At 59.4% G+C, this 23,320-nt stretch carries 18 protein-coding genes; 12 read left to right on the forward strand and 6 right to left on the reverse strand.

What is annotated here, in order from left to right:
* The 4 genes from xrtT (at position 1) to FIV03_RS17280 (ending at position 5,785) form a co-directional block, all read left to right on the forward strand.
* Positions 1–1,053: an exosortase T gene (xrtT, locus tag FIV03_RS17265; protein WP_209010074.1), complete on the forward strand. Its 1,053-nt coding sequence runs from the start codon at positions 1–3 to the stop codon at positions 1,051–1,053.
* Positions 1,050–3,368: a VIT and VWA domain-containing protein gene (locus FIV03_RS17270; protein WP_152510420.1), complete on the forward strand. Its 2,319-nt coding sequence runs from the start codon at positions 1,050–1,052 to the stop codon at positions 3,366–3,368. The genes xrtT and FIV03_RS17270 overlap by 4 nt, the downstream gene beginning before the upstream one ends.
* A 66-nt stretch (positions 3,369–3,434) precedes the next feature.
* Entirely contained in the window at positions 3,435–4,157 is a 723-nt protein-coding gene (locus FIV03_RS17275; RefSeq protein ID WP_152510421.1) for a response regulator transcription factor, read from the forward strand.
* Positions 4,154–5,785: a histidine kinase dimerization/phospho-acceptor domain-containing protein gene (locus FIV03_RS17280; RefSeq protein WP_152510422.1), complete on the forward strand. Its 1,632-nt coding sequence runs from the start codon at positions 4,154–4,156 to the stop codon at positions 5,783–5,785. Before FIV03_RS17275 ends, FIV03_RS17280 begins: the two co-directional genes overlap by 4 nt.
* Here the strand turns inward: FIV03_RS17280 and FIV03_RS17285 are convergent.
* Complete coding sequence (locus tag FIV03_RS17285) at positions 5,763–6,659, reverse strand: LysR family transcriptional regulator (protein ID WP_023000934.1); 897 nt, start codon at positions 6,657–6,659, stop codon at positions 5,763–5,765. The genes FIV03_RS17280 and FIV03_RS17285 overlap by 23 nt on opposite strands.
* A gap of 176 nt (positions 6,660–6,835) precedes the next feature.
* Here FIV03_RS17285 and FIV03_RS17290 point away from each other — a divergent pair, with 176 nt between their 5' ends.
* Together FIV03_RS17290 and FIV03_RS17295 are read left to right on the forward strand one after the other, a co-directional pair.
* Positions 6,836–7,456, forward strand: coding sequence for a glutathione S-transferase (locus FIV03_RS17290; RefSeq protein WP_152510423.1), 621 nt, complete (start codon positions 6,836–6,838; stop codon positions 7,454–7,456).
* A gap of 76 nt (positions 7,457–7,532) precedes the next feature.
* Positions 7,533–9,185 (forward strand): pyridoxamine 5'-phosphate oxidase family protein, encoded by a 1,653-nt coding sequence (locus tag FIV03_RS17295; RefSeq protein WP_152510424.1) that lies wholly within the window; start codon positions 7,533–7,535, stop codon positions 9,183–9,185.
* Positions 9,186–9,213: 28 nt separating this feature from the next.
* Here FIV03_RS17295 and FIV03_RS17300 read toward each other — a convergent pair whose 3' ends face one another.
* Entirely contained in the window at positions 9,214–9,594 is a 381-nt protein-coding gene (locus tag FIV03_RS17300) for a VOC family protein (RefSeq protein WP_055654985.1), read from the reverse strand.
* Positions 9,595–10,301: 707 nt separating this feature from the next.
* Between FIV03_RS17300 and FIV03_RS17305 the strand changes: the two genes are divergently transcribed.
* Entirely contained in the window at positions 10,302–11,432 is a 1,131-nt protein-coding gene (locus FIV03_RS17305) for a type III PLP-dependent enzyme (RefSeq protein WP_023000938.1), read from the forward strand.
* A gap of 10 nt (positions 11,433–11,442) precedes the next feature.
* The gene (locus tag FIV03_RS17310; protein ID WP_152510425.1) at positions 11,443–11,994 is read left to right on the forward strand and encodes an N-acetyltransferase; all 552 of its coding nucleotides are present in this window, start codon (positions 11,443–11,445) and stop codon (positions 11,992–11,994) included.
* A 96-nt stretch (positions 11,995–12,090) separates the two neighbouring features.
* Here FIV03_RS17310 and FIV03_RS31615 read toward each other — a convergent pair whose 3' ends face one another.
* Entirely contained in the window at positions 12,091–12,612 is a 522-nt protein-coding gene (locus FIV03_RS31615) for a hypothetical protein (protein ID WP_173013724.1), read from the reverse strand.
* Positions 12,613–12,898: 286 nt separating this feature from the next.
* Between FIV03_RS31615 and FIV03_RS17315 the strand changes: the two genes are divergently transcribed.
* From FIV03_RS17315 to FIV03_RS17325, 3 genes are all read left to right on the forward strand, one after another.
* On the forward strand, positions 12,899–14,284 hold the full coding sequence (locus FIV03_RS17315) for a homospermidine synthase (RefSeq protein WP_152511964.1): 1,386 nt from the start codon (positions 12,899–12,901) through the stop codon (positions 14,282–14,284).
* A 175-nt stretch (positions 14,285–14,459) separates the two neighbouring features.
* Positions 14,460–15,575, forward strand: coding sequence for a hypothetical protein (locus tag FIV03_RS17320; protein ID WP_152510426.1), 1,116 nt, complete (start codon positions 14,460–14,462; stop codon positions 15,573–15,575).
* Between the two features lie 412 nt (positions 15,576–15,987).
* On the forward strand, positions 15,988–16,458 hold the full coding sequence (locus tag FIV03_RS17325) for a cytochrome b/b6 domain-containing protein (RefSeq protein ID WP_286202310.1): 471 nt from the start codon (positions 15,988–15,990) through the stop codon (positions 16,456–16,458).
* A gap of 51 nt (positions 16,459–16,509) precedes the next feature.
* Here the strand turns inward: FIV03_RS17325 and FIV03_RS17330 are convergent, their stop codons facing one another.
* From FIV03_RS17330 to FIV03_RS17340, 3 genes are all read right to left on the reverse strand, one after another.
* A complete protein-coding gene (locus tag FIV03_RS17330) occupies positions 16,510–18,336 on the reverse strand; it encodes an adenylate/guanylate cyclase domain-containing protein (protein ID WP_209009688.1) in 1,827 nt (608 codons plus the stop codon).
* Positions 18,337–18,452: 116 nt separating this feature from the next.
* Entirely contained in the window at positions 18,453–20,267 is a 1,815-nt protein-coding gene (locus FIV03_RS17335) for an adenylate/guanylate cyclase domain-containing protein (RefSeq protein ID WP_152510428.1), read from the reverse strand.
* Positions 20,268–20,439: 172 nt separating this feature from the next.
* Positions 20,440–21,978, reverse strand: coding sequence for a SulP family inorganic anion transporter (locus FIV03_RS17340; RefSeq protein WP_152511966.1), 1,539 nt, complete (start codon positions 21,976–21,978; stop codon positions 20,440–20,442).
* A gap of 471 nt (positions 21,979–22,449) precedes the next feature.
* Between FIV03_RS17340 and FIV03_RS17345 the strand changes: the two genes are divergently transcribed.
* Positions 22,450–23,118 carry an ABC transporter substrate-binding protein gene (locus tag FIV03_RS17345; RefSeq protein ID WP_209009689.1) on the forward strand — a complete coding sequence of 223 codons (669 nt, stop codon included), beginning with the start codon at positions 22,450–22,452 and terminating at the stop codon, positions 23,116–23,118.
* Positions 23,119–23,320 lie beyond the last annotated feature (202 nt).

The following is a 23,320-nucleotide window of genomic DNA, read 5'->3' on the forward strand; positions in this document are numbered from 1 at the left end:
CTGTCGGCCAAGCTTTCCTGCGGCGGTCTCGGCCTCTTCTTTTCGGATCTCTCGTGCTCAGGCATCCGGATCGGACTTGCCGGCAAGGACGTTCTGGTGGACCTGCCTTGCTCGGGCACATCCGGGCTGATGCTCGCCATGGCCTTTCTGGTCATCCTGACTGCGCTTTACCGGCCGAACCTGCTGACTGCCGTACTCTGGATTGGCATCACGCTCGGACTTGCTCTCATCGGCAATTCTCTGCGCATCGCTTTGCTTGCCGTCGGCATTGCCTATCCGGAAAGTGTCCTGGAGGCCGATGTCATGGCGCAGCCGCTTCACGACATTATCGGTTATCTGACGCTTCTTCTGTCGATGGCACCGGTGCTGGCGTTCTACAAGCCACGTCCTGCTGAGTGGCGCGCTGCCCGGGCTGTCTTCAGCTTGCCGGTGATGTCGCGGCCCTTGCAGAAGATGTCTGCTCTGGTGTTCCTGAGCCTTGCCTTGTTCATCGTCAGCCTGCCGAGGCACGCGCTTGATGTCTCGGCTTCATCCCGGCCTCAGCCGCTGCCTTTGACACTGGCAGGTGAGGTCGGTGTCGATGAAGCGCTGTTGCCGATCGAGGAGCAATATTTCCGGCAATACGGTGGCCACGCCCAGAAGCGGCGCTACGGGCCGATGGCACTGACGCTCGTGCACACCTCTTCGCCGCTGCGCCATCTGCACGCCCCGGACGATTGCCTGCGCGGGATGGGCTTCGATGTGACCTTTGTCGGCAGCCGTTTCGAACCGGTTCCGACAGCGCTCTACCGGGCCCGGTCGGAAACCGGTGGGGACTGGCGCGTTGCCGTTACCTTTACTTCGAGCACCGGCGAGACGACCCACAACATCGCCGAGGCGATCTGGCTGTGGCTGAAACGGCCCGGCACCACCTGGACCAGCATTCAGCGAATTACCCCGTGGACTCTGGACGAGCCGAAACGCGCCGCCTTTGAGGCCGCCGCAGGGGCTGCGCTCGATCTCAACACCCGCACTTCCGGTAATTTCCCTGCCCAAAAGGAGAAACGCATATGACGTTCCTGTCCCCATTGGCGTCTGCCAATTCTCTGAAAGCCACTCTGGCAGCCTCGCTGGCTATCGTCTTTGGCACCCTTTCAGCACTGCCGGCTTCAGCCGAGCCAGACCTCGACGATCTGTCCGGCACCGTGGTCGCCACAGCCGATGGCAAGGAGATCCATCTGCCGCTTCTGAAGGCCGATTACAGGGTCGAGGTTGACGGCGATGTTGCCCATGTGGAACTGACGCAGACCTTCCTGAACCCGACCAAGCTGCCACTTAACGCGACCTATCTGTTTCCGCTGAACCAGAAGGCCGCCATCTACGCCATGCGGATGGATCTCGACGGCGAGACCATCGTGGCCCGGATGAAGAAGAAGGAAGATGCCAGGGCAACCTTCGAGAAGGCGAAACGGGAAGGCAAGGCCGCTGCCCTTCTGACGCAGCACCGGCCCAATATGTTCACCCAGGATATTGCGCATCTGATGCCCGGTCGCCCGGTGAAGGTGACACTGGAATACGCCCAGACCGTCCCCAAGATCGACGGCGCCTATGAGCTGGTGATGCCGATGGTGGTGGGGCCGCGTTACGAAGGACTGGGCGCGCAAGCCGCCCTGAAGCCTTCGCAAAACATCGCGGACAAGCGAGTGCCGGAGGACGACAGTCCCGGATACGGCGATACTGAATATGCGAGCGATGTGCCCGTCTTTGCGAAACCTGCTGCCTTCAAGCACAGTGAAACAGTCTCCGGCTGGCAGATCGACAAGCTTCCGGCCTATCCGGAGGTCATCGGGCAGAATGCTCCGAAGGAAATCGATCCGAGGCGGGTGTCGCTGGAACTTGCTCTCAAGGCACCGATGCCTGTCTCGCGGCTGTCGAGCGATACCCATGCACTGGAGGTTTCAAGCCAGGGCGAAATGCGGACAGTTCGCTTCAAGTCCGGCAGGGCCATCGACAATCGGGACTTCGTTTTGCGTTACGAGCTTGCCGCACAGAGCAATGTTGCTGCCGGTGTCTCGTCCCGGTACGAAGCCGATGGCGGGGGCTATTTTTCGCTGCTGATCGAGCCGCCGAAACTGCCGGCTGAAGACATGATTGGCCAGCGCGAGCTTGTCTTCGTGCTGGATACATCCGGGTCCATGAGCGGGCAGCCGATCGAAGCGAGCAAGACCTTCATGACGGCAGCGATCAAGTCTCTGCGCTCTGATGACTATTTCCGCATCCTCCGCTTTTCCAATAACACCTCCCAATTTGCCGGAAATGCTGTTCTGGCAACGGAGCGAAACAAGCGGCAGGCCTTGAAGTTCGTGGCTGGTCTTTCGACCGGTGGCGGGACGGAAATCAACCAGGCCGTAAACACCGCCTTCGATCAAGCGCAGCCGGAAAACACCACCCGTATCGTTGTCTTTCTGACCGACGGTTACATCGGCGACGAGGCGACCGTGATCTCGAGTGTCGCGAGCCGTATCGGCAAGGCGCGTATCTATGCCTTCGGCGTCGGCAACTCGGTCAACCGGTTCCTGCTGGATGCGATGGCCACAGAGGGCAGGGGCTATGCCCGCTATGTGGCTTTGGGAGAAGATGCGGGCGAAGCGGCGGAAAGCCTTGCCGCAAACCTGAAGACACCGCTCCTGACAGACATCACCATCGACTGGAACGGTCTCAAGGTCGAGGGACAGAGCCCGGCCAGGATACCCGATCTGTTCGAAGGCGGCTCGGTGCGCGTGATGGGGCGATACGCTGCCGGCGGCAAGCACACGATTTTCATCAACGGTCTGGTCAACGGACATGCTGCCAGACTGCCGCTTGAAATCGACCTGAAGTCTTCTGTCGACGGCAGTGCGGTTTCCAGTCGGGCCCTGCCGCTGATCTGGGCGCGCGAGCAGATTTTCGACAAGGAGCGCGCCTATACGATCGGCGGCAGCACCGACACGCAACTGAAGCAGGAAATCGTCGATCTGGGCCTGACCTATTCGCTTCAGACCCGGTTCACGTCCTTTGTCGCCGTCTCTGAAAAGGTGGTGAACGGCGCACCGGCGACCGCCTCTCACCGAAACGTGCCCTTGCCGCAAGTTGCAGGCGTTTCGACCAATGCCTATCCGTCCTTGAACCTTTCCGGCAGTTCCGCGCCGGAGCCGGAAGGCATATTGGGAGTGATGCTGGTCCTCCTGGCTGTGGCTGCCCGGTTCCGGCTTCAACTGGCAAATAGCTTCCGCAAGTTGCGGGAAAGGGTTCGCGGGTTCCGGTCACGCGATGAGGAAGCTGCGTCTGGCGAGCTGGATCTTGCCTTGCCCCGCACGTTGCGCCGGGATGGTTGGTGGCTGGAAACCTGATCCGTGCTTCGCTATTGGTAACGCTCCCGCAGGCAACTGCGGGAGCCATTTTTCGGGAAGAGACATTTGCCAGGTCAAACCATTCTTGTTGTCGATGACGACCCGCATATCCGGGACGTCATCTGTTTCGCGCTTCAAAAAGCGTCCTATGTGTTCGAAGTTGCCGCTGACGGGAAGGAAGCGCTCGACAAGGCGCTTTTATGCAATCCGTCCCTGATCGTTCTGGACATCGGCCTGCCGGAAATGGACGGGCTGGACGTCTGCCGACACCTGCGCCGCACGTCGGAGGTGCCGATCCTGTTTCTGTCGGCACGCGATGACGAGATCGACAGGATCGTCGGCCTGGAACTGGGTGCCGACGACTATGTGACCAAACCTTTCAGCCCGCGCGAACTGATCGCCCGCGTCGGCGCGATCCTGAAGCGCTATGGCACACCCGCGGCAGCCGAAACGGTTGAAGACCTGCCTGCGCTGCGTTTCGGTGCGGTCGAACTTGACCGGTCGCAGCGCCATGTGACAGTCGGTGGAACGCCTGTCACGCTCACGGCCATCGAGTTCGATATCCTGGCCACCCTGCTGGCCCGGCCGAAGATCGTCTTTACCCGCGAGCAGATCCTCCAGAATGCCTACCGGGACAATATCCACGTCTCCGATCGCACCATCGACAGCCACATCCGCAACATCCGCGCCAAGCTTGGAACCGTTGGATGCGGCGATGCCATCGAGACCGTGCACGGCGTCGGATTCCGGCTTGGGCCCTGCCGCGTCGAGAATGGAAACGGCGGATGATCCTGTCGCGCACCTTCCGAGACAAATGGCGTCCGCCGCTGTCGCTCGTGGTGGCGGGGGTTCTTGGCATCATGCTGCTGGTGCCTCTCGCAGGTGTCGCTTTCTTTCGCGTCTATGAAAACCAGCTCATCGAGACGACAGAAGCGGAGCTGATCGGGCAGTCGGCGGCAATTGCCGCGGCAATGGCGCAGCGCCTTGAGGAGATCGGTGGCGCCGACCTGCCTTTGGGGCCGGAGGTTGCGAAGGCTACGGTGGTGCCAGGCAGTCGCAGCATCTATCTGCGAAACCCGGGCGGAAGCTGGACGCCGCAACTTCCGGAACTCGATCTCACGCGCACGACGGTCTTGCCCGGGAGAGGGGCGCCACGGCCGGCTGCCGAACCACCGCTTCTCGAATACCTGAGTGCCGGACAAGCCGTGGACCGCATCCTGCAGGAAACTCAGAAGAAGACCCTGGCCGGTTTCCGGGTGCTGGATTTCAATGGTGTGATCATCGCCGGGCGTGAGGATATCGGCCTGTCGCTTGCCCATGTGGAGGAGATCAAAAGAGCGCTTTCGGGGCATTATGCCAGTGCGCTGCGCGAGCGCATCGTCGACAATCCGCAGCCGATCTATTCCATCAGCCGGGGAACCAGCGTTCGCGTTTTTGTCGCGATGCCGATTATCGTGAGCGACCGGGTCGCGGGCGTTGTCTATGCCTCGCGCACGCCCAGCAACATCCTCAAGGAAATGTTCGTTAAGCGCGAGGCCGTCTTCTGGGTCGTGGTCTTTGTGCTGGCTGCGACTTTTGTCGTCGGGTTCATTTTCGCACGCGCCATCACCGGACCGATCAAGGCACTGACCCGACGTTCTCTGGCGATCGGTAATGGCGAGCGGGAGGCATTGGTGCCGCTTGCCATTCATGGCAACCGCGAGATCCATGCACTTTCAGAAAGCATGCTGGACATGTCGCGCAAGCTGTTCGATCGGAATGACTATATCTCCACCTTCGCCAACCACGTGACCCACGAATTGAAAACGCCGCTGACCTCTATCCAGGGAGCGGCGGAGCTGTTGAAGGATGAAGGGGCGGAGCTGAGCGATGCGGACAGGGAGAAGTTCCTGAGCAATATCCTGCACGATACCGAACGTGCCTCGAAGCTCTTGAACCGGCTTCGTGATCTCGCCCGAGCCGACAGCGTCGAGATCGGCGGGAGTTGCCGGCTGAGCGAGGTTGTCACCGCGCTCAGGAGGCGTTTCGAAGGACTCGAAATCGACCTGTCCGGCGAGGCGGATTTGCCGATGTCGGCGGAAAACGCCCGGATTGTTTTTGAAAACCTGATCGACAACTCCCGTCGCCACGCCGCGTCCAGGGTATCGATTGTTGCTGTGCCCGACGAGAAAGGCCTGACAGTTCAGGTGCAAGACGATGGTGAGGGCATTTCCGAAGGCAATCAGAACCAGGTCTTTGAACTCTTCTTCACCACCCGGCGGCAAAGCGGGGGCACCGGCATGGGGCTTGGCATCGTCCAGGCGCTCTTGAAGGCCCATGGTGCAGCGATCCGACTGCTGCCGGGTGCCGGTGGCGCAACCTTCGAGCTCTCCTTTCCAGTGAAGCCGCCTGCCGTCAGTCCGGCCAGCGGGAACTGAACACTGCGGCCAGATGATCGAGCAGTGCACGCACACGGCGGGTCAGGTGCCTGTTGGGTGGGTAGAGTGCATAGAGGCCGAACGTGTCGGTCTTGTATTCCGGCAGCACGTGCTCAAGCCGTCCGTCTGCCAGGGCGTCCTCGATGGCATAGAGCGGCGCGATGGTGAGGCCGAGACCGCCCATTGCCATACGGGCCAGGGCTCCGGGCGAGTTGGAGCGGACGGCACCATGCAGCCGGATGACCTGCTCTTCATCCCCGGAATGAAACCGCCAGGTGTTGAGTTCGGTCTGATTGCTGTCGACAAGGCAGACATGGGTTGAAAGGGCTCTTGGGTCCTGCGGTCTGCCGTGCCGCTTCAGATAATCCGGTGAGGCACAAAGAACCAGCGGCATGCCGGCCAGCTTGCGAGCGATCAGGGTGGAATCCCGCAAGGCTCCGATGCGGATCGCCAGATCGAGACCTTCCTCCACCAGGGCAAGCCGGTGATCGGTCAGGCGCATATCCACCTCGACATCCGGATGCTTGCGCAGGAAAGGGACAAGCGCCTCGCTCAGCCTCGTGCTGCCGAAGCCGGTCGGGGCCGTCAGTCTGATCTGGCCGGCCAGGGCGCCCTGACGTTCACGCACAAGCGAATCCAGATCATCGATCTGCTCCAGGATCGGCCGGCAATGCTCCAGATAGGCTGCGCCGACGTCGGTCAGGGACACACTGCGCGTGGTCCGGTTGAAAAGCTGGGTCTTCAACTGGCCTTCCAAATGCTGGACATATTTGCTGACAAGCTTGGTCGACAGGCCCAGCCGTCGCCCCGCGCTTGTGAAGGATCCTTCCTGCGCGACGGCGATGAAGGCTCGCATGGTTTCGATCTTGTCCATCACTATTGTCCTCGGCGGATCCTGCTCTCATCAACTAATTATCCCTTATTTGTACATAATCATTGAATGAATTCGAAGATTATTTCTATTCAAGGCAGGAGGCATATTGCAGGCAGCGGACCGGACAAAGACGCTTCGGCCGCAGAAAGATCCTTCAAGGCAAGAGGAAGCTGGCGATGTCCAACGCAATCAAGATCCACCGTTTTCCGCTCTCCGGTCACTGCCACCGGGTGGAACTCTTTTCCAGCCTCACCGGCATCAATTACGAGCTGGTCGAGGTCGACCTGGCCAATGGCGAGCACAAACGCGATCCGTTCCTGAAACTCAATCCGGTGGGCCTGGTTCCGGTCATCGAAGATGGTCCGACCGTGCTCTCGGATTCCAACGCGATCCTCGTCTACCTGGCCCGCAAATATGCGCCGGACTGGCTGCCGACAGATCCGTATCTGGAAGCGGAAGTCCATCGCTTCCTGGCCTTTGCCGCCGGTGAACTTGCAAGCGGCCCGGGTGCGGCGCGGTTGATCACGGTCTTCGGACGGCCGCTTGATCCGGAACGCGCGAAGTCTGTCGCCAAGGTGGCTTTCGATAATCTGGAAGCCCATCTCGATGGCCGCGAGTGGCTCGTTGGCGACCGGCCGACGATCGCCGACATCGCCATCTACAGCTACACGGCGCATGCGCCGGAAGGCAACGTTTCGCTGGAACCCTATCCGCGCATCCGCGGTCTTTTGAAGCGTATCGAGGCCTTGCCGGGCTTTGTGGCCATGCCGGCGACCAAGGCAGGCCTTGCCGCGTAACGTTTCCCCGAACTGCAGGTCCTTGCGAGCAAGGGCCTGCGTCTGGCGTTCCTGAAGGTACCGAGAGGATTTGACGATGGCTGAGATCGATGAGACTGCAAACCGGACGGTCATCCCTTCTCCGTTTCATGACGGCGAACGCCAGGTGCAGGAACTACTTGGCGACAGGGACGTGGAGCGATGGGCGCGTGGTGCCATCCGCGGCTTCATGCCGGATCAGCATCGGGCCTTCTACGAGGACCAGCCATTCATGATCGCCTCGGCACGCGATGCTGCCGGTCGCCCCTGGGCGACAGTGCTGGAGGGCTGGCCCGGATTTGTACGCTCACCCGATCCCGGGTCGTTGACGATTTCAGCGCGTCCTGTCGCAGGAGACGCCCTGGAAGAGGCATTTGTCGAAGGCGCGGATGTCGGGTTCATCGGGATCGAACTTGCGACCCGGCGGCGCAATCGCGTCAACGGGACAGTCGCCTCCGCAGGGGGTGACGGGTTCCGGTTTGCTGTCGGGCAGTCGTTCGGAAATTGCCCGCAATATATCCGGGCACGGGATGTGCGCTGGAGCACGGAAGCTGTCTCGGGAGAAGCCGTTCGTGGATCGCGTCTGAGTGCTACGCAAACGGCGTGGATCAGGTCTGCCGATACGTTTTTCATCGCAACCGGCTACCGGGGAGAGGGCGATGACGAGGCCTTCGGCATGGACGTGTCTCACCGGGGTGGTGAACGCGGCTTCGTGCATGTTCTGGATGATCGTCGGCTGATCTTCCCCGACTATGCTGGCAACAGGTTCTACAACACGCTTGGCAACATTCTGGCGGATGCGAGAACAGGGCTGTTGTTCCTGGATTTTGCAAGCGGCAGCCTGTTGCAGGTGACCGGTCGGGCAACGATCGTTTGGGATAAGGAAGAAGTGGCGAAAGTGCCTGGTGCACGTCAACTCGTGTCCTTCGAGGTCGACGAAATCGTTGAACTGACGTCGGTCTTGCATTTGCGCTGGCAGAAGGATGCATCGGCAATCCGGTCGTTGAGGCTCGCCGAGAAAATCCGGGAAAGTTCCGACGTGACGTCGTTCGTGTTCGAGGCTCGCGACGAGGGAGCTTTGCCTTCGTTCAAGGCCGGTCAGCATTTGCCGATCGAACTCAGCCTTCCTGCCGGCCACGGCAAGATCCAGCGAAGCTATTCGCTATCCGGCGATCCGTCCGAAGGCCGCTATCGAATATCCGTGAAGCGCGAGCCGAACGGACTTGTCTCGCGTCTCCTGCATGATGTGCTTCAGGTTGGCGGATACATAGACGCTGGAAGGCCGGCTGGTGATTTTGCGCTGCCGGAGACGAAAGACCCGGTGGTGCTGGCAAGTGCGGGCATCGGTATCACGCCGCTCCTGAGCATGCTGCATCATCTGGCAGGTGAGGATGGGAGCCGGCCCGTGTGGTTCGTCCAGAGTGTCAGGGATGGTGATCATCATCCCTTCCGGCAGGAAGTCGAAAGCCTGACGGCGGGGAGGCCGAACATTCAGCACGAGATCCGTTATAGCCGCCCGCAGCCTTCGGACGTTTCAGGTCAGGATTATGATGCGGTCGGCCGGATAACGGCACAAGATCTGCTGGACTTGTCACCCCTACTGCAGACGCAATACTTCCTGTGCGGTCCGTCTGCCTTCCTGGCTGATCTGAAGTCCGGGCTCGAACAGCTCGGTGTTTCGCAGGAGCGGATCCACTTCGAAGCCTTTTGAGGGCGATCCGGGAGTTTCGATCCGGTCGTCAGCCTTCCGGGGTGAAGTCGACATGGATATGGTTGCCGTCCGGGTCCCAGACATTGATGGCAACCGTCCCCGTGCCGGGCTGAACGGAGCGGCGATAACGTTCGCCGCGCTCGTTCAGTCTTGCTTCGAAAGCTTCCAGGCCGGAAGCGGTAAAGGCGAAATGTTCCAGTTTCAGCTTTGCTTCGGATCCGGTCGCTTCCGGCCCCTCAACGCCGACCAGATGAATGGCAGCATCGTTACCCGCGTAGAGCCAGGCGCCTGGAAAGGGAAAATCGGGACGCGGTCCGGGTTCCATCCCGAGAATGTCGCCATACCAGGCGATCAGTTCGTCGAGCCGCGTGGTGCGAAGATTGACGTGGTCTAGCTTTCCGATCTTCATGCGCTGGCCTTTCCCGAGCGGTCCGTTTTGTCCGGTAAGTGGTGATTTGCTGTCTGACCCTCGAGGGCTGGCAAGTCAATGCCGGTCGGCATCCAAGGGACCGTGCAAGGCACCGCGAAACGTCTGCCGGGACTGTCACAATTTTTAGCAAATAGTTAAGGCGGGGCAAGGCTTTCGGCTCTGAAGACCACTCGTCCGGTTCAGCGTGAAAAAAAAACCTTCTGCAACTGAAAATTTCCTATTGCATCGGGGGGCGAACGGGCGCATATACGCCTTGCCCAAATTCGCACGTGCCCGTGGTCGTCCATGGGATGTTCAACAAGACATCTCTTAAGGGGCCGCTGCCAGACAATCCGCCAAGGGGCGGGGCAGTTGAGATCCGGACGGCTTAAAGCAACGACGTAAGAGGGCTTTTTTGGTCTCTGCCGGGGTTTCCAACCTCCGGCGTCACTGAAGAGGCACTTGTTACATCATTGCCCGACGTGCGGTTCGGTTCTCCCGATCCAATCAACGGCATTTCCCGACGCGGGAAAGCTTTGTGCTGCTTGGCAGTCGCATAGCCCAACCGTCGCTGCAGTCAACCCGGCCTCCGGTTCCATCCCGGGGGAGGCCCGGTGCGCATTGCAGCCCCCTGTGACGTGAACGCAGCGCGCACGCCAAGGATTAGCGCGCCTGCGGCTGAGATTGAGAAAGAGGGGAGCCCCCCAATGAGCGACCGTATCCGCGATTTCCTCCGCCGACGTGACGAAGATGGCCCGTGCGTTGTTGTCGATCTCGACATCGTGCGCGACAACTTTGAAGCTTTTGCCAAGTCCCTGCCGGACACCTCCGTCTACTACGCAGTGAAAGCCAACCCGGCACCTGAAATCCTGTCGCTCCTGGAAAGCCTCGGCTCCTCCTTCGATTGCGCCTCCGTCGGCGAAATCGAAATGGTGCTGGCAACCGGCGCATCCGCCGACCGCATTTCCTACGGCAACACGATCAAGAAGGAGAAGGATATTGCGCGTGCCTATCAGTATGGTGTCCGCCTCTTCGCCGTCGACTGCGTCGAAGAAGTTGAAAAAATCGCCCGCGTTGCCCCTGGCTCCAAAATCTTCTGCCGCGTCCTGTGCGACGGTGTCGGCGCCGAGTGGCCGCTCTCCCGCAAATTCGGCTGCGACCCCGAAATGGCGCCCGACGTCCTCGAACACGGGCACCGGCTCGGCCTTGTCGCCCATGGCGTTTCCTTCCATGTCGGCTCCCAGCAAGCCAACCTCACGGCGTGGGATCTCGCTCTCGCCATGGCAGCAGGCGTTTTCCAGGAAATGGCGCTCCGCGGCATCGAACTGAAAATGGTCAACATGGGTGGGGGCTTCCCGACCCGTTACCTGAAGGACGTCCCGGGCGTTTCGACATACGGCGAAGCGATCTTCCAGGCGCTGTGCAAGCACTTCGGCAACCGTCTGCCGTCCACCATCATCGAGCCGGGCCGCGGCATGGTCGGCAATGCCGGCATGATCGAAGCTGAAGTCGTGCTGATTTCCCGCAAATCCGCAAACGACGAAGTGCGCTGGGTCTATCTCGATATCGGCAAGTTCCACGGTCTGGCCGAAACCATGGACGAGGCGATCCGTTATCCGATCCGCACCCCGCGCGACGGCGACACCACCGCACCTTGCGTGCTGGCCGGCCCGACCTGCGATAGCGTCGACGTTCTTTACGAAAAGACGCCGTACGAACTGCCGGTGAGCCTGTCCATTGGCGACAAGGTGCTGATCGAGGCTTGTGGTGCCTACACCACGACCTATTCCACGGTCGGCTTCAACGGCTTCGCGCCGCTGGCGTCCTTCGTCATCTGAGGCAAGTGCCATGATTGATATTGTGGACGAGGCGCCGGATCACACCGGCGCCCGCGAGGGTCTGCTTGACCTTTGTTTCGGTGAGGACCGCTTCAGGAAAACCTCCGAGCGTCTGCGTGAAGGCCGGCTTCCGGTCTTCGCATTTTCTGCAATCGACGAATCTGGCAAGCTCGTTGGCACGGTAAGGCTCTGGTCTGTGGCGGACCGCAACGGCTCGCAAAGCCTGTTGCTCGGACCCCTTGCCGTCGATCCGGGTTGCCGGGGACTGAAGGTCGGAGACCGCCTGATGCGGCACGCCCTCAACCAGGCTGCCGTGCTTGGCCATGGATCTGTGATCCTGGTCGGCGATCAGCCGTATTATACCCGCTTCGGTTTTGCTGCGGGCCTTCTCGACAAGGTCGGGATGCCGGGACCGGTGGACTATCACCGTTTCCTCGCACTGGAGTTCACTCCAGGGCACGTTGACGGCCTGGAGGGTGTGCTTTCGGCATCCGGTGTACCGGATCCGATGGCAGTACCGGCTGCCCGGGAAGACGTCTTCTCGGTTTCGCAAGCAATTTGAAGCTTTCGACTTGGAGACGGCGGCGAAGTTTTTCGCCGCCGTCTCTTGTTTTTTAAGCACAGGCTTGTTTGTTTAAAAATAACAGGGTTGAGACGGTCATTTGTCTTTCCTTGAACGGGCTTTCATCGAGAAGACTTGAAATTCCTGCAGAAACCAGCCACACCTAACAAAGGCGCAATAAGTGCGCTTTGCTGTTTGAAGGATTTCCCAACGGGCCGGACCCTCTGGAAGCGATGTGGGCGGCATATCGGATAGGATTGGAGTTACGCATATGACCGACGACACCAACGACGGTGCGCCGAAGAAGCCGGCGGTAAAAGCTGCCGCAAAGCCAACAACACGGCGCAAGACCACATCGCGTACGCCTGCTTCCAGAGCCGCATCGGAAAAGCCGGCAAGCTCCAGATCGACACCTGCCAAATCATCGTCCGCGAAGCCGGCAGCAGCCAAGGCTGCACCCGCCAAACCCGCTGCAGCCAAGGCCGCGCCCGCCAAACCCGCTGCTGCGAAACCGGCGGCCGCGAAACCGGCTGCTGCAAAATCTTCGGCCAAAACGGCTTCTGCAAAACCTGCTGCTGCGAAACCCGCAACCAAGAAGCCGTCCGCATCCGCCGCCAAGGCAGCTGACGTGAAGGCACCCGCAAAGTCTGTGGCGGCCACAAAATCTTCGACAAGCAGGACACCGAAACCTGCAGCTGCGAAAGCGCCGGCCAAGGCTGCGGCCAAGCCGGCTGCCAAAAAGGCAGCTCCGGTGAAGCCGGTAGCAGCGAATGCTTCTAAGGCGAAGACAGCCGCTCCTAAAGCTTCTGCACCGAAGGCAGCAGCTTCGAAGGCTGCTGAACCGAAAGCAGGTTCCACTGCATCAGCAGGCGCCGTTCACGGAACGATCACCGGTCCGCTTGTGATGATCGGTCTCGGTTCCATCGGCAAGGGAACACTGCCGCTGATCGAGCGTCATTTCAATTTCGACAAGAACCGGTTCACGGTCATCGACCCGGTCGATGGCGATGCCAAGCTTGTGACCGACCGGGGATACCGGTTTGAAAAAGTCGCCCTGACGCCTGAAAACTACAAGGACATACTCACGCCTTTGCTCACAGAGGGCGAGGGGCAGGGGTTTGTCGTTAATCTGTCTGTCGACACTTCATCTCTGGACCTGATGAAACTCTGCCGCAAGCTTGGCGTGCTCTATATCGACACGGTGGTCGAACCCTGGCCGGGGTTCTACTTCGACGACACCGTAACGGCTGCCGACCGGACCAATTATGCGCTGCGTGAGGCCGTACGACGCGAAAAGAAGAAACATCCTGGCGGCACTACGGCAGTTTCCTGCTGCGGCGCCAATCCTGGCATGGTCTCCTGGTTCGTGAAGAAGGCACTGGTGGATATCGCGACCGATACCGGCGTCAAGTTCAAGGAACCGTCCAGCCAGAAGGGCTGGGCGAAGCTGATGAAGAAAGTGGGTGTCAAGGGCATCCATATTGCCGAGCGTGACACTCAGCGAGCCAAGGAACCGAAACCGTTCGGCGAGTTCTGGAACACCTGGTCGGTGGAAGGTTTCCTGTCCGAAGGTTTCCAGCCTGCGGAACTCGGCTGGGGTACGCACGAAACCTGGAAGCCTGCGAACGCCAAGAAGCACAAGAAGGGCTGCAAGGCGGCGATCTATCTGGAACAGCCGGGCGCCAACACCCGTGTGCGGACCTGGTGCCCGACGCCGGGCGCGCAATATGGCTTCCTCGTCACGCACAATGAAGCGATCTCCATCGCCGATTACTTCTCCGTGGGCGACGGCAAGAAGGTCAGCTATCGCCCGACATGCCACTATGCCTATCATCCGGCGAACGTGGCCGTACTCTCGCTACATGAACTGTTCGGCTCCGCAGGAAAGGTTCAGGAGACGCTGCACGTTCTCGACGAAAGTGAACTGCAGGACGGCATCGATGAACTCGGCGTCCTGCTCTACGGTCACAAGAAGAACGCCTACTGGTATGGCTCGCAGCTGTCTGTGGAGGAGGCCCGGGACCTTGCGCCGTATCAGAACGCGACCGGTCTGCAGGTGACTTCGGCCGTTCTGGCCGGAATGGTCTGGGCGTTGGAGAATCCGGAAGCCGGCATCGTCGAGACGGACGAGATGGACTACAAGCGCTGCCTCGAAATTCAGCTGCCGTATCTTGGGCCGGTCAAAGGCTATTATACGGACTGGACTCCGCTGGAGGGGCGGCCAGGCTTCTACAAGGAAGATATCGACACCAAGGATCCCTGGCAGTTCCGTAACATTCTGGTGCGATAGGGAAAAAGAGCAACCTTTGGTGAATATAGCCGCCGGGTAACTCCGGCGGCTTTTTTGTTTTTTGTTAAAATTTGGAAAGTCGCCGAGCACGAAAACTTTGTGATCTACATAACATTCTTGAAATAGATTCTGGCTGAATATACGTCATAGGGTGCAACCATTCGGCGAGGGCAAGGTGAAAGTCGACCAGGCAAGACTGAACGCTGCCATCCGGGGCCTTTATGAGGCCGCGGTTACGGCGGAGCTCTGGAAGCCGGCCATGGAAGAGGTGACAGACGCTCTCCAGGCAAAGAGTTGTCACTTCTTCTCCAACAACCTGACAGATGCGGGGGACGATCTCTTCGTCACGGTTCGCATGGATCCTGATTTTCACAAGGATTACATGGGCACTTACGCAGAGCTTGATGTCAGGTATCCGCGCATCATGGATGCACCGGTCGGAAGAGTTCTGCACGGAGATCTCCTGTGGACCGACGAAGAGCGGATGGCCAGTCCCGTCTATCACGAGAACCTGCTGCCTTTCGAACTCTACGAGGTAACTGGCGCCCAGCTCGCCATGCCCGATCGCTTGAGCTGGCTTGGCTTTTCTCTCTATGACGAGGAGCCTTGGGAAAAAGACCAGCTTGAGGCACAGCAGCTCATCCTCGGCCATACCCGGCAGGCCTTGCGGATCCATCTGACACTGGCTGAAGCAAAAGCGAATACGGAAACGCTCGGCAATCTCCTGACAGCACGCGGGCAAGGGATAATCCTGGTGACCGCAGGGGGCAGGATCGTCTTCGCGAACGATCAGGCCGAAGCCTTGCAGCAAGAACAGGTTCTGAAAATGAGCAGCCGGGGACTTGTCTTCCGGGACAGGGCCTTGAACCGGCGACTTGCGCTTGCACTGGACGCCCTTCACTTCCGTTCGAGCGTTCCTTCAGGCGAGACCGTTACGCTCACCGATACAACGGATCATCAGATCGGCGTCCGCTTCCTGCCCGTTCCCGGAGGAATAGGTGGTGGCGGTTCGATGCTGGCTGTCCTGTGTATTCCGCTCCACATGCAGCGTGGGCCGGACCCATCTGAGATCAGGCAATTTGCCGGATTGTTCCGCCTGACACCTTCCGAGGAGCTTGTGGTTGGCGCAATCGCGTCCGGGCAGGATCTGTCGCAACATTGCGTTGAGCGCGGCATCTCACTCGACACTGCAAGAAAACACCTGAAGAATACAATGGCCAAGGCCAACTGCCGCTCGCAGAAAGACCTTCTGCGGCTGGTCGAGCGGTTCTGCTTCTTCCGTCTTCGCTGACCTGCGAAGCTCTTGCCATCCGGAATGCCTGACAGATTTATACTGGATCCGTTGTCGCTGATCTTGCCGGACCCGGGCCGCCTTGCGTTGTTTCCCCCGGTTTGTACCAAGACCACTTGCACCTGCTTTTCAGGCAGTGTCGCTGGTCACAGGGGGCAGGGAAGGGGATGAGCTAACAAGAGACGGTGACAGGGCTCGTGACAGGTTCAAACGCTGGTGACAACGATTGCCATCTACCCGAACCTGACGGGCAGCCGACCGTGAAAGAACCGGGCGCAAAACGAACCCGGGCTGTTAAGGCATAAAAAGGACAATGACAGTGCTGAATTCCATGGAAACAACTTCGCGAACCGATGCGCATCCCCTTGGACCGGAAAGCCGTCATGCCGGAACCACCAGGATCCTGCACTGGATGATTGCCGCTTTGGTTCTGGCGACATGGCCACTGGGCTACGTGATCAAGTTCGTGAAAAGCGATGTGTCCCTGGATTTCTACCTGCTGCACGAAAGTTTCGGCTTTCTGGTGCTCTGGCTGATGCTGGTTCGTGTCGGCAACAAGCTTGTTGCCCGAAAGCCGGCGGAGGAGGGCCCGGCTCTGGAACGACTGGCGGCCAGCGTCGTTCACGGCTTCCTCTATCTGTTCTTGATCGTCATGCCTGTGAGCGGGTTTCTGGCGACAAACGCTCATGGATTTCCGCTGAGCTGGTTCGGCCTGGTTCCGGTCTGGAGCCCGATCGGCAAGTCGCCAGACATTGCGGGGACACTGTCGGCCACTCATTCCTGGAGCGCATGGGCTTTGCTGGCACTGTTTGCCCTTCACATCGGCGCGGTACTGTTCCACCACGTTCTGAGGCGTGACCGGACACTCTACAGGATCCTCTGAGCCGAACAGCCAGTGCTGGGCAACGCTGACCGCTTCCTCCCGTGGTGAGCGTCAATCGATCAGCCGGACAACCTCCAGGGGCTCAACTCTGCCTTTTACCTGATGCTGGCCGATGGACCGGTACTCAACGGTGTTGCCAAGGCGCTTGGCGATCTCGCTGGAGACGAGGATCACCACATCGGAACTGCCGTCGATCTCCTTGCCGAGGCTCTCCAGCCGGGAAGCGGCGTTTACCGTGTCGCCGATGACGGTGTAGTTGACCCGCTCCGGTGCGCCGATGTCGCCAACGACAAGCGGTCCCATGTGAAGGCCGATGCGAATACGCACCGGGGCTTCACCGCGGACAACGCGTGCAGTGTTGTCCGCCCGGATGGCACGTGCCATGCCGATTGCCGCACGGGCCGCAGGCTCTGCCGGATTTTCCAGCCGTTCCGGAGCACCCCAGAATGCCATGACACTGTCGCCGATGTATTTGTCGATGGTGCCGCCTTCCTTTGTGATCTCGGCGCCGAGCAGGGACAGGTGATGATTGACGAAGGCTGCTGTTTCGGTTGCCGTCATGCCTTCGGAGGCGGATGTAAAGCCGGCAATGTCGGTGAACATAACCGCGACTTCACGTTCTTCCGGCGGTGCATACGCCCGGCCTTCACGCAGGAGTTTCCTGACCAGTGTTTTGGGTACGTACCGGCTGAAAGCGGTCAGGCCGCTGACCATGGAATTGAACCCGTTGGCGAGATCATCAAGTTCGCGCACGAAGCTGCCGGGCAGGTGCTCGGCGGAATCCAGTTCAAGATCCGCAACGGCCCTTGCCCCAAGTGCCGCCCGGCGGATCGGCTGGCCGATGCGGTGGGCAAGAAAACCGGCGCCGATCAGCGACAGACCGAGAAGGGCGATGCCGATCAGTATCGCATCGCTCAATTGCTCAAGCGGCTGCTCAAGAACCTCTGCCGGAAAATGGGCGCCAATGGCAATCGGCAACCCCGTCGGGCCGAGGTCCGGGCTTTGGAGGACGACAAACCGCTTGTTGCCAAGGGCGTCATAGCCGGCACGCATTTCGTGTCCCTGGCGGATCCCGTAGCCTGATGCATCGACTGTTTCGGTCGATTTGAGGGTTTGCAAAAAAGTGTCCGGGACGTTCTCGAGTTCAATCAGCGGACTTGTCGGCGACAGAAGGTTGAAGACCTCCGACAACGCAGGATGAGCAATCAGACCGTAGGTCTGCGGGTTGATCATGAACACCTGAACCAGGCCGGTGGAGATGTCGCTTGTGACTTCCGACAAGCGCTCCATGGACATGGCCATCAGGACGAGGCCTTCGTATTCACTGCCGTCAGGGCCTTCGGACAGGATCGGTTGAACGTGAGCGATATAGGTGTGCTGGCGCTGAGGGTAAAAAGCCGGCCCAGACCAGAAAGGGGCTGTCTTGTCCCTTGATGACGAAATCAGACCCGCAAGGGCATGCGTTTCGTCCGTCTTCGGCACGAATTGCGGTACCAGAATTCCGTCTGCACGGCCCCGGTCGACCTGGATGAAATTGCCGTTCCTGTCGGCGACGATGACAAAGGACACATGCTCCATGGCCGACAGCGCACCGAACATGTAGTCGGCGACTTCCTGAGGACGGCGCAACAGGATGCTGCCGGTGGAAAGCGCTGCCGCGGTAAAGGAGCTTGCTTCCTCGACGGCTTCTATCTGGGCGGAAAAGGCCTGCTCCAGCGAGTGCATGCCCGAGTTGATCAGCGAGCCGCCCAGGTTGCGCACGACCTTTTCCGACGTGGCCGCCTGAACGATCAGGACAAGCGCTGCGGTGACGAAGACAAAACCACCGATGACCGTCGTGAGCGTCGGCGTGATGTGAAGGCGCCTGTTAAAGGGCAAGTGCTTGGCCTGCGTGCTGAATTTCGACGCAATACCCATACCCTGATAACGTGGCGAGGCAAAGCACGGGTGACCGGATGAAACCGTGAGGATTGCAATGGATGATCGGCTCGGAGCTAGCCACGCAGCCGAACGACCTCGACCGCTGCCGATTTACCCTTGACCTTGTGCAGTCCGATGGCTTCTTGCTCGATGCTGCTGTCGAGACGTTTGGCGATCTCGCTGGAGACGAGAATCACAATATCGGCGTCGCCGTCGATCTCCTTGCCGAGGCTCTCCAGCCGGGAAGCGGCGTTTACCGTGTCGCCGATGACCGTGTAGTTGACCCGCTCCGGTGCGCCGATGTCGCCGACGACGAGGGGGCCCATGTGAAGGCCGATGCGAATACGCACAGGCGCTTCACCGCGGGCAACGCGTGCCGTGTTGTCTGCCCGGATGGCACGGGCCATGCCGATTGCCGCACGGGCCGCAGGTTCTGCCGGGTTTTCCAGCCGTTCCGGAGCACCCCAGAATGCCATGACACTGTCGCCGATGTATTTGTCGATGGTGCCGCCTTCCTTTGTGATCTCGGCGCCGAGCAGGGACAGGTGATGATTGACGAAGGCTGCTGTTTCGGTTGCCGTCATGCCTTCGGAGGCGGAGGTAAAGCCGGCAATGTCGGTGAACAGCACTGCAACCTCCCTTTCTTCCGGCGGGGCATCCGCCCGGCCTTCGCTCAGAAGTTTCCTGACAAGTGTGCCTGGAACGTAGCGATTGAAGGCTTTCAAGCCGCCTAACATGGCATTGAAGCCCTTGGACAGGTCGTCCAGTTCCCGGATGATGCTGGAAGGCAGCGGGGCTACGGTCGAAAAGTTCAGGCCCGCCACTTCTCTTGCCGCGACCGAAGCACGTTGCACCGGTCTTGCAATCCGTCTCGCGAGCAAAACCGCGCCAAGCAGGGACAGGATGAGCAGTCCGCCGCCAACAAGTAGCGCCATCAGCAGTTGTTTCAGCGGCTGGTCAAGGTACTCGGCAGGAAAGTGAACACCGATCCTGACCGGAAGACCCAGAAGGTTTTCGTTCTTCTGCTCCAGGATCACGAACCGTTCGGCGCCGTCAGAGGCAGCGCCGGAATAGACTGCCAGCTTCTCGGAAATATCGAAGGACTCATTCTTGACCCTGGGCATGTCCTTGAAGCCGGCCAGAAAGGCATCGGGCAAACGATCGACATTCAGAAGGGGCATTTCTGCTGTCAGGTCATCGAAGGATTTGTGAAGGTCGGGATGGGCGACGATTTCGTCTGATCCCTCTTTCATGAGAAAGACGGTTATGTCGTCTGTCGAAACGTGCCAGGTGATCTCGGACATTCTGTCGAGCGACATGCCGATCATCAGGCTGCCACGGTAGGTCTTGCCCTCGTGCAGCGGGCGTACAAAGACGTAATAGGTGTGCTCGCGGTTCGGCATGTAGAACGGCTCGCTCCAGAAAGCGCCAGACCGGTTTTTCGCGCGTTCCGCCAGGGGAACCAGGATCGGAATATCCTTCGCCAGATTGACGTTGCCGCCCAGCAGCTTGCCGTCCGCATCGCCCCTGTCGACATCAACACCTTCGCCATTTTCGTCTACCAGAACCAGAAAGGAGACCTGCTCCATCGGGGCGAGTGCGCCGTATAGGTAAGACAGGATGAGATCGGGATCATCGACCGGCAGTTCCTTGCGCTCATAGGTCAGTCGAGTGAATTCGGCGGTTTCGGTGATGGCATGAAGCTGCTCGACAAACGCTGTTTCGGCCGCATCCATGCCGATATCGACCAACTCACCGCCCATTCTTCTGACGACTTCCGAAGAAGTGACGGCCTGGATGAAGAGGATCGCAGCCGCGGTCACCAGCACGAAACTGCCGATGACGGAGGCAAGGGTCGGCGTGATGAAGAGTTTCCTGCGTGCTGGCACCGTGACGTCCCGATTGTGAGCTGTGTCGTCGTAAGCCGTTATCTCTTTCAAATTACGCCGCGCGTAGCAATCGGGGAACTGCACCGGAAGCTTGAAACCTGTTTCAGATACAAAAAGACCCGCACGGGGAAACCGTGCGGGTCTTGGTTCGTCGCGCTTGGAAAAGCGTGCGTCAGGAGGTCTTTTCTGCCCGGTCGAACGTGTGACCGTAGTCCACGGCAATCTCGTAATCCGGATCTTCTAGGACCGAGACTTCGACAAGATCGCCAGCCTTGGCCAGCAGCTTCTTGCAGTCCGGCGACAGGTGGCGCAGGTGCAGACGCTTGCCAGCAGCAAGGTATTTCGAGGCGAGGGCGTCAATTGCTTCCAGACCGGAATGATCGACCACGCGGCTGTCGATGAAGTCGACGACAACGTCCTCGGGATCGTTCAACGGATCGAAGAGGTCGGCAAAGCCTGTGGTGGAGCCGAAGAACAGCGGGCCGGTCAGGCGATAGACCTTCCAGCCCTCCTTGCTGGTGCCGATACGGGCACGGATCCGGCTGGCTGCATTCCAGGCGTAAGCAAGCGCGGAGATGATCACACCGACCACGACAGCGACCGCGAGGTCCGAATAAACGGTGACGCAGGTGACGATGACCATCACAAGCGCGTCGATCGGCGGGATCTTGTGCATGATCTTCAGGCTGGTCCACGCGAAGGTGCCGATGACCACCATGAACATTACGCCGACCAGAGCTGCGACCGGGATCCGTTCGATCAAGGGCGAAGCGATGACGATGAAGGACAGCAGGAAAAGAGCTGCGGCAATGCCGGAAATCCGGGTTCGTGCACCGGATTTCACGTTGATCATGGACTGGCCGATCATGGCGCAGCCACCCATACCACCGAAAAAGCCGGTCACGACGTTCGCCGTGCCCTGTGCAAGGCATTCCTTGGACGCGCCGCCCTTGGTGCCCGTCAGGTCAGCCACGAGGTTCAACGTCAGCAGGGATTCAATGAGGCCGATGGCTGCCAGGATCACGGCATAAGGCAGGATGATCTGCAATGTGTCGAGCGTCAGCGGCACCATGGGAATGTGGAAATCCGGCAGGCCGCCGGCGATCGACGCGAGATCGCCAACCGAGCGGGTGTCGAGGTTGAAGCCGAGCACGAGCGCGGAGACAACCAGAATGCCTGCAAGCGGCGCGGGGAAAGACGAGGTGATCTTGGGCAGGAACCAGATAACAGCCATGGTGAGGGCTATCAGGCCGAGCATCAGATACAGCTGGGAGCCTTCCATCCATGTCAGTCCGCCAGCGCCATCTGGAACCTTGAACTGGCCAAGCTGTGCAAGGAAGATCACGATCGCAAGGCCGTTGACGAAACCAAGCATGACCGGATGGGGCACCATGCGGATGAACTTGCCCCACTTCAGCACGCCCACCACGATCTGGATGAGGCCCATCAGCACGACGGTGGCAAAGAGGTATTCCACCCCGTGCAGGCTGACGAGGGAAACCATCACCACGGCCAGTGCGCCGGTCGCGCCGGAAATCATGCCGGGACGGCCGCCGATACAGGCCGTAATCAGACCGACAAAGAATGCTGCATAGAGACCTACCAGCGGATTGACGCCGGCAACAAAGGCAAAGGCCACGGCTTCGGGAACGAGCGCCAGGGCAACTGTAAGCCCGGCCAGAAGTTCGGTTTTGATGCGGGACGCATCCATTTTCAAAGGTTGTTCAGGCGCAACGGCCTCCGCGCGTGCTGACACGGGCTGCTCCGGATATTTGGTGTGGTTTTTTAGGTCAGCGCCAATCCCTGCCCGGATTTCCACTTTTGACCTGGATCAAGTTGCCACCTTCTAATCGATTTTTTGCAACGCAGCAAGGCAGGCCGGGCAGGAGCAGCCATGCGTTGACCGGGGTTCTTCCTTGATAAAGGTTCGGCGCTTGCCAGTTGAGGTAGTAAAGCACGTGTATGTCAGAAATTTTCCGTTAAGGAAGATGGGCTGGTTCTTGCTGGATACAATTTACGATATTGCAATAATACGAGCGATAATATTTGATGAAATTGGGTAACAACTTTAATTCTCTGATTATTTGGGGTTGTTGTTGTGTCAATTTCTCGTATCTGTTGCGTTGCTTTTTCCTTTTTGCTTGCGGTGTCAGCAGGCATCGCACGCGCGGACGAGATGATCATGGCCACAGATGACTGGCCGCCCTTCCGGATTACGGAGGGAGATACCTTCATCGGGCTGGATCTGGACCTGATGGACGAAGTTGCCAGGCGCACAGAAGCCGAACTCCGGATCGCCAAACTGCCCTGGGGGCGGGCGCTCACCGAGATGCAAGGGGGCGGCGTCGATGTCATGACCGGGCTGGCTTTCCGTCCGGACCGGGCGGAATACATCGCCTATACCGATACGCCTTATTTCAAATGCACGACCGCCTTCTACACCATCAAGGGACAGGCCGACAAAATCCGGAGCTACGAAGACCTGGCGCCACACCAGGTCGGCTACGTGTTGCATTCGGCCTACTTCGAAAGGTTCGACCAGGATACGTCATTGGACAAGGTTGGCGTTGCTCAGGAGCAGATCCTGATCGACATGCTGATGAAGGGGCGTTTCGGTATCATGATCGGTACGGATTGCCAGGTGGACTACCTGATCAAACGTCAGGGGTTCGCCGACAAGATTGAAAAGGCGCCGTATAATCCTGGAAACTCGGTCGACCTGTATCTCGGTGTTTCCAAGAAATCGGGTTGGGCGGCAAAGCTTGATGAATTGAACCGTGTCATCAAGGAGCTAGTCGACGAAGGCTTCATCGACAAGATTGCAGAGGACTATTACGGCTCGCACTCCTGACGTTGCCAAATCTTTCGATCCTTGAAGTCTTTTCCTGACTGGCAGAAGGAGAGACAAGTAAGCGCACGTTATTGGTTATTCTCGATAGATTGTACAACCGCATTGCAATCAGCTTCGAAAGTCTGCAAATTGTCCCGTAGGGTTATTGCTCTAGATACCGGACTGCGGAGGACGTGGCCGCAGCTGAACGGCTTGTTGTGAA

Source organism: Labrenzia sp. THAF187b, from assembly GCF_009363375.1.
GTDB classification, from domain to species: domain Bacteria; phylum Pseudomonadota; class Alphaproteobacteria; order Rhizobiales; family Stappiaceae; genus Roseibium; species Roseibium algicola.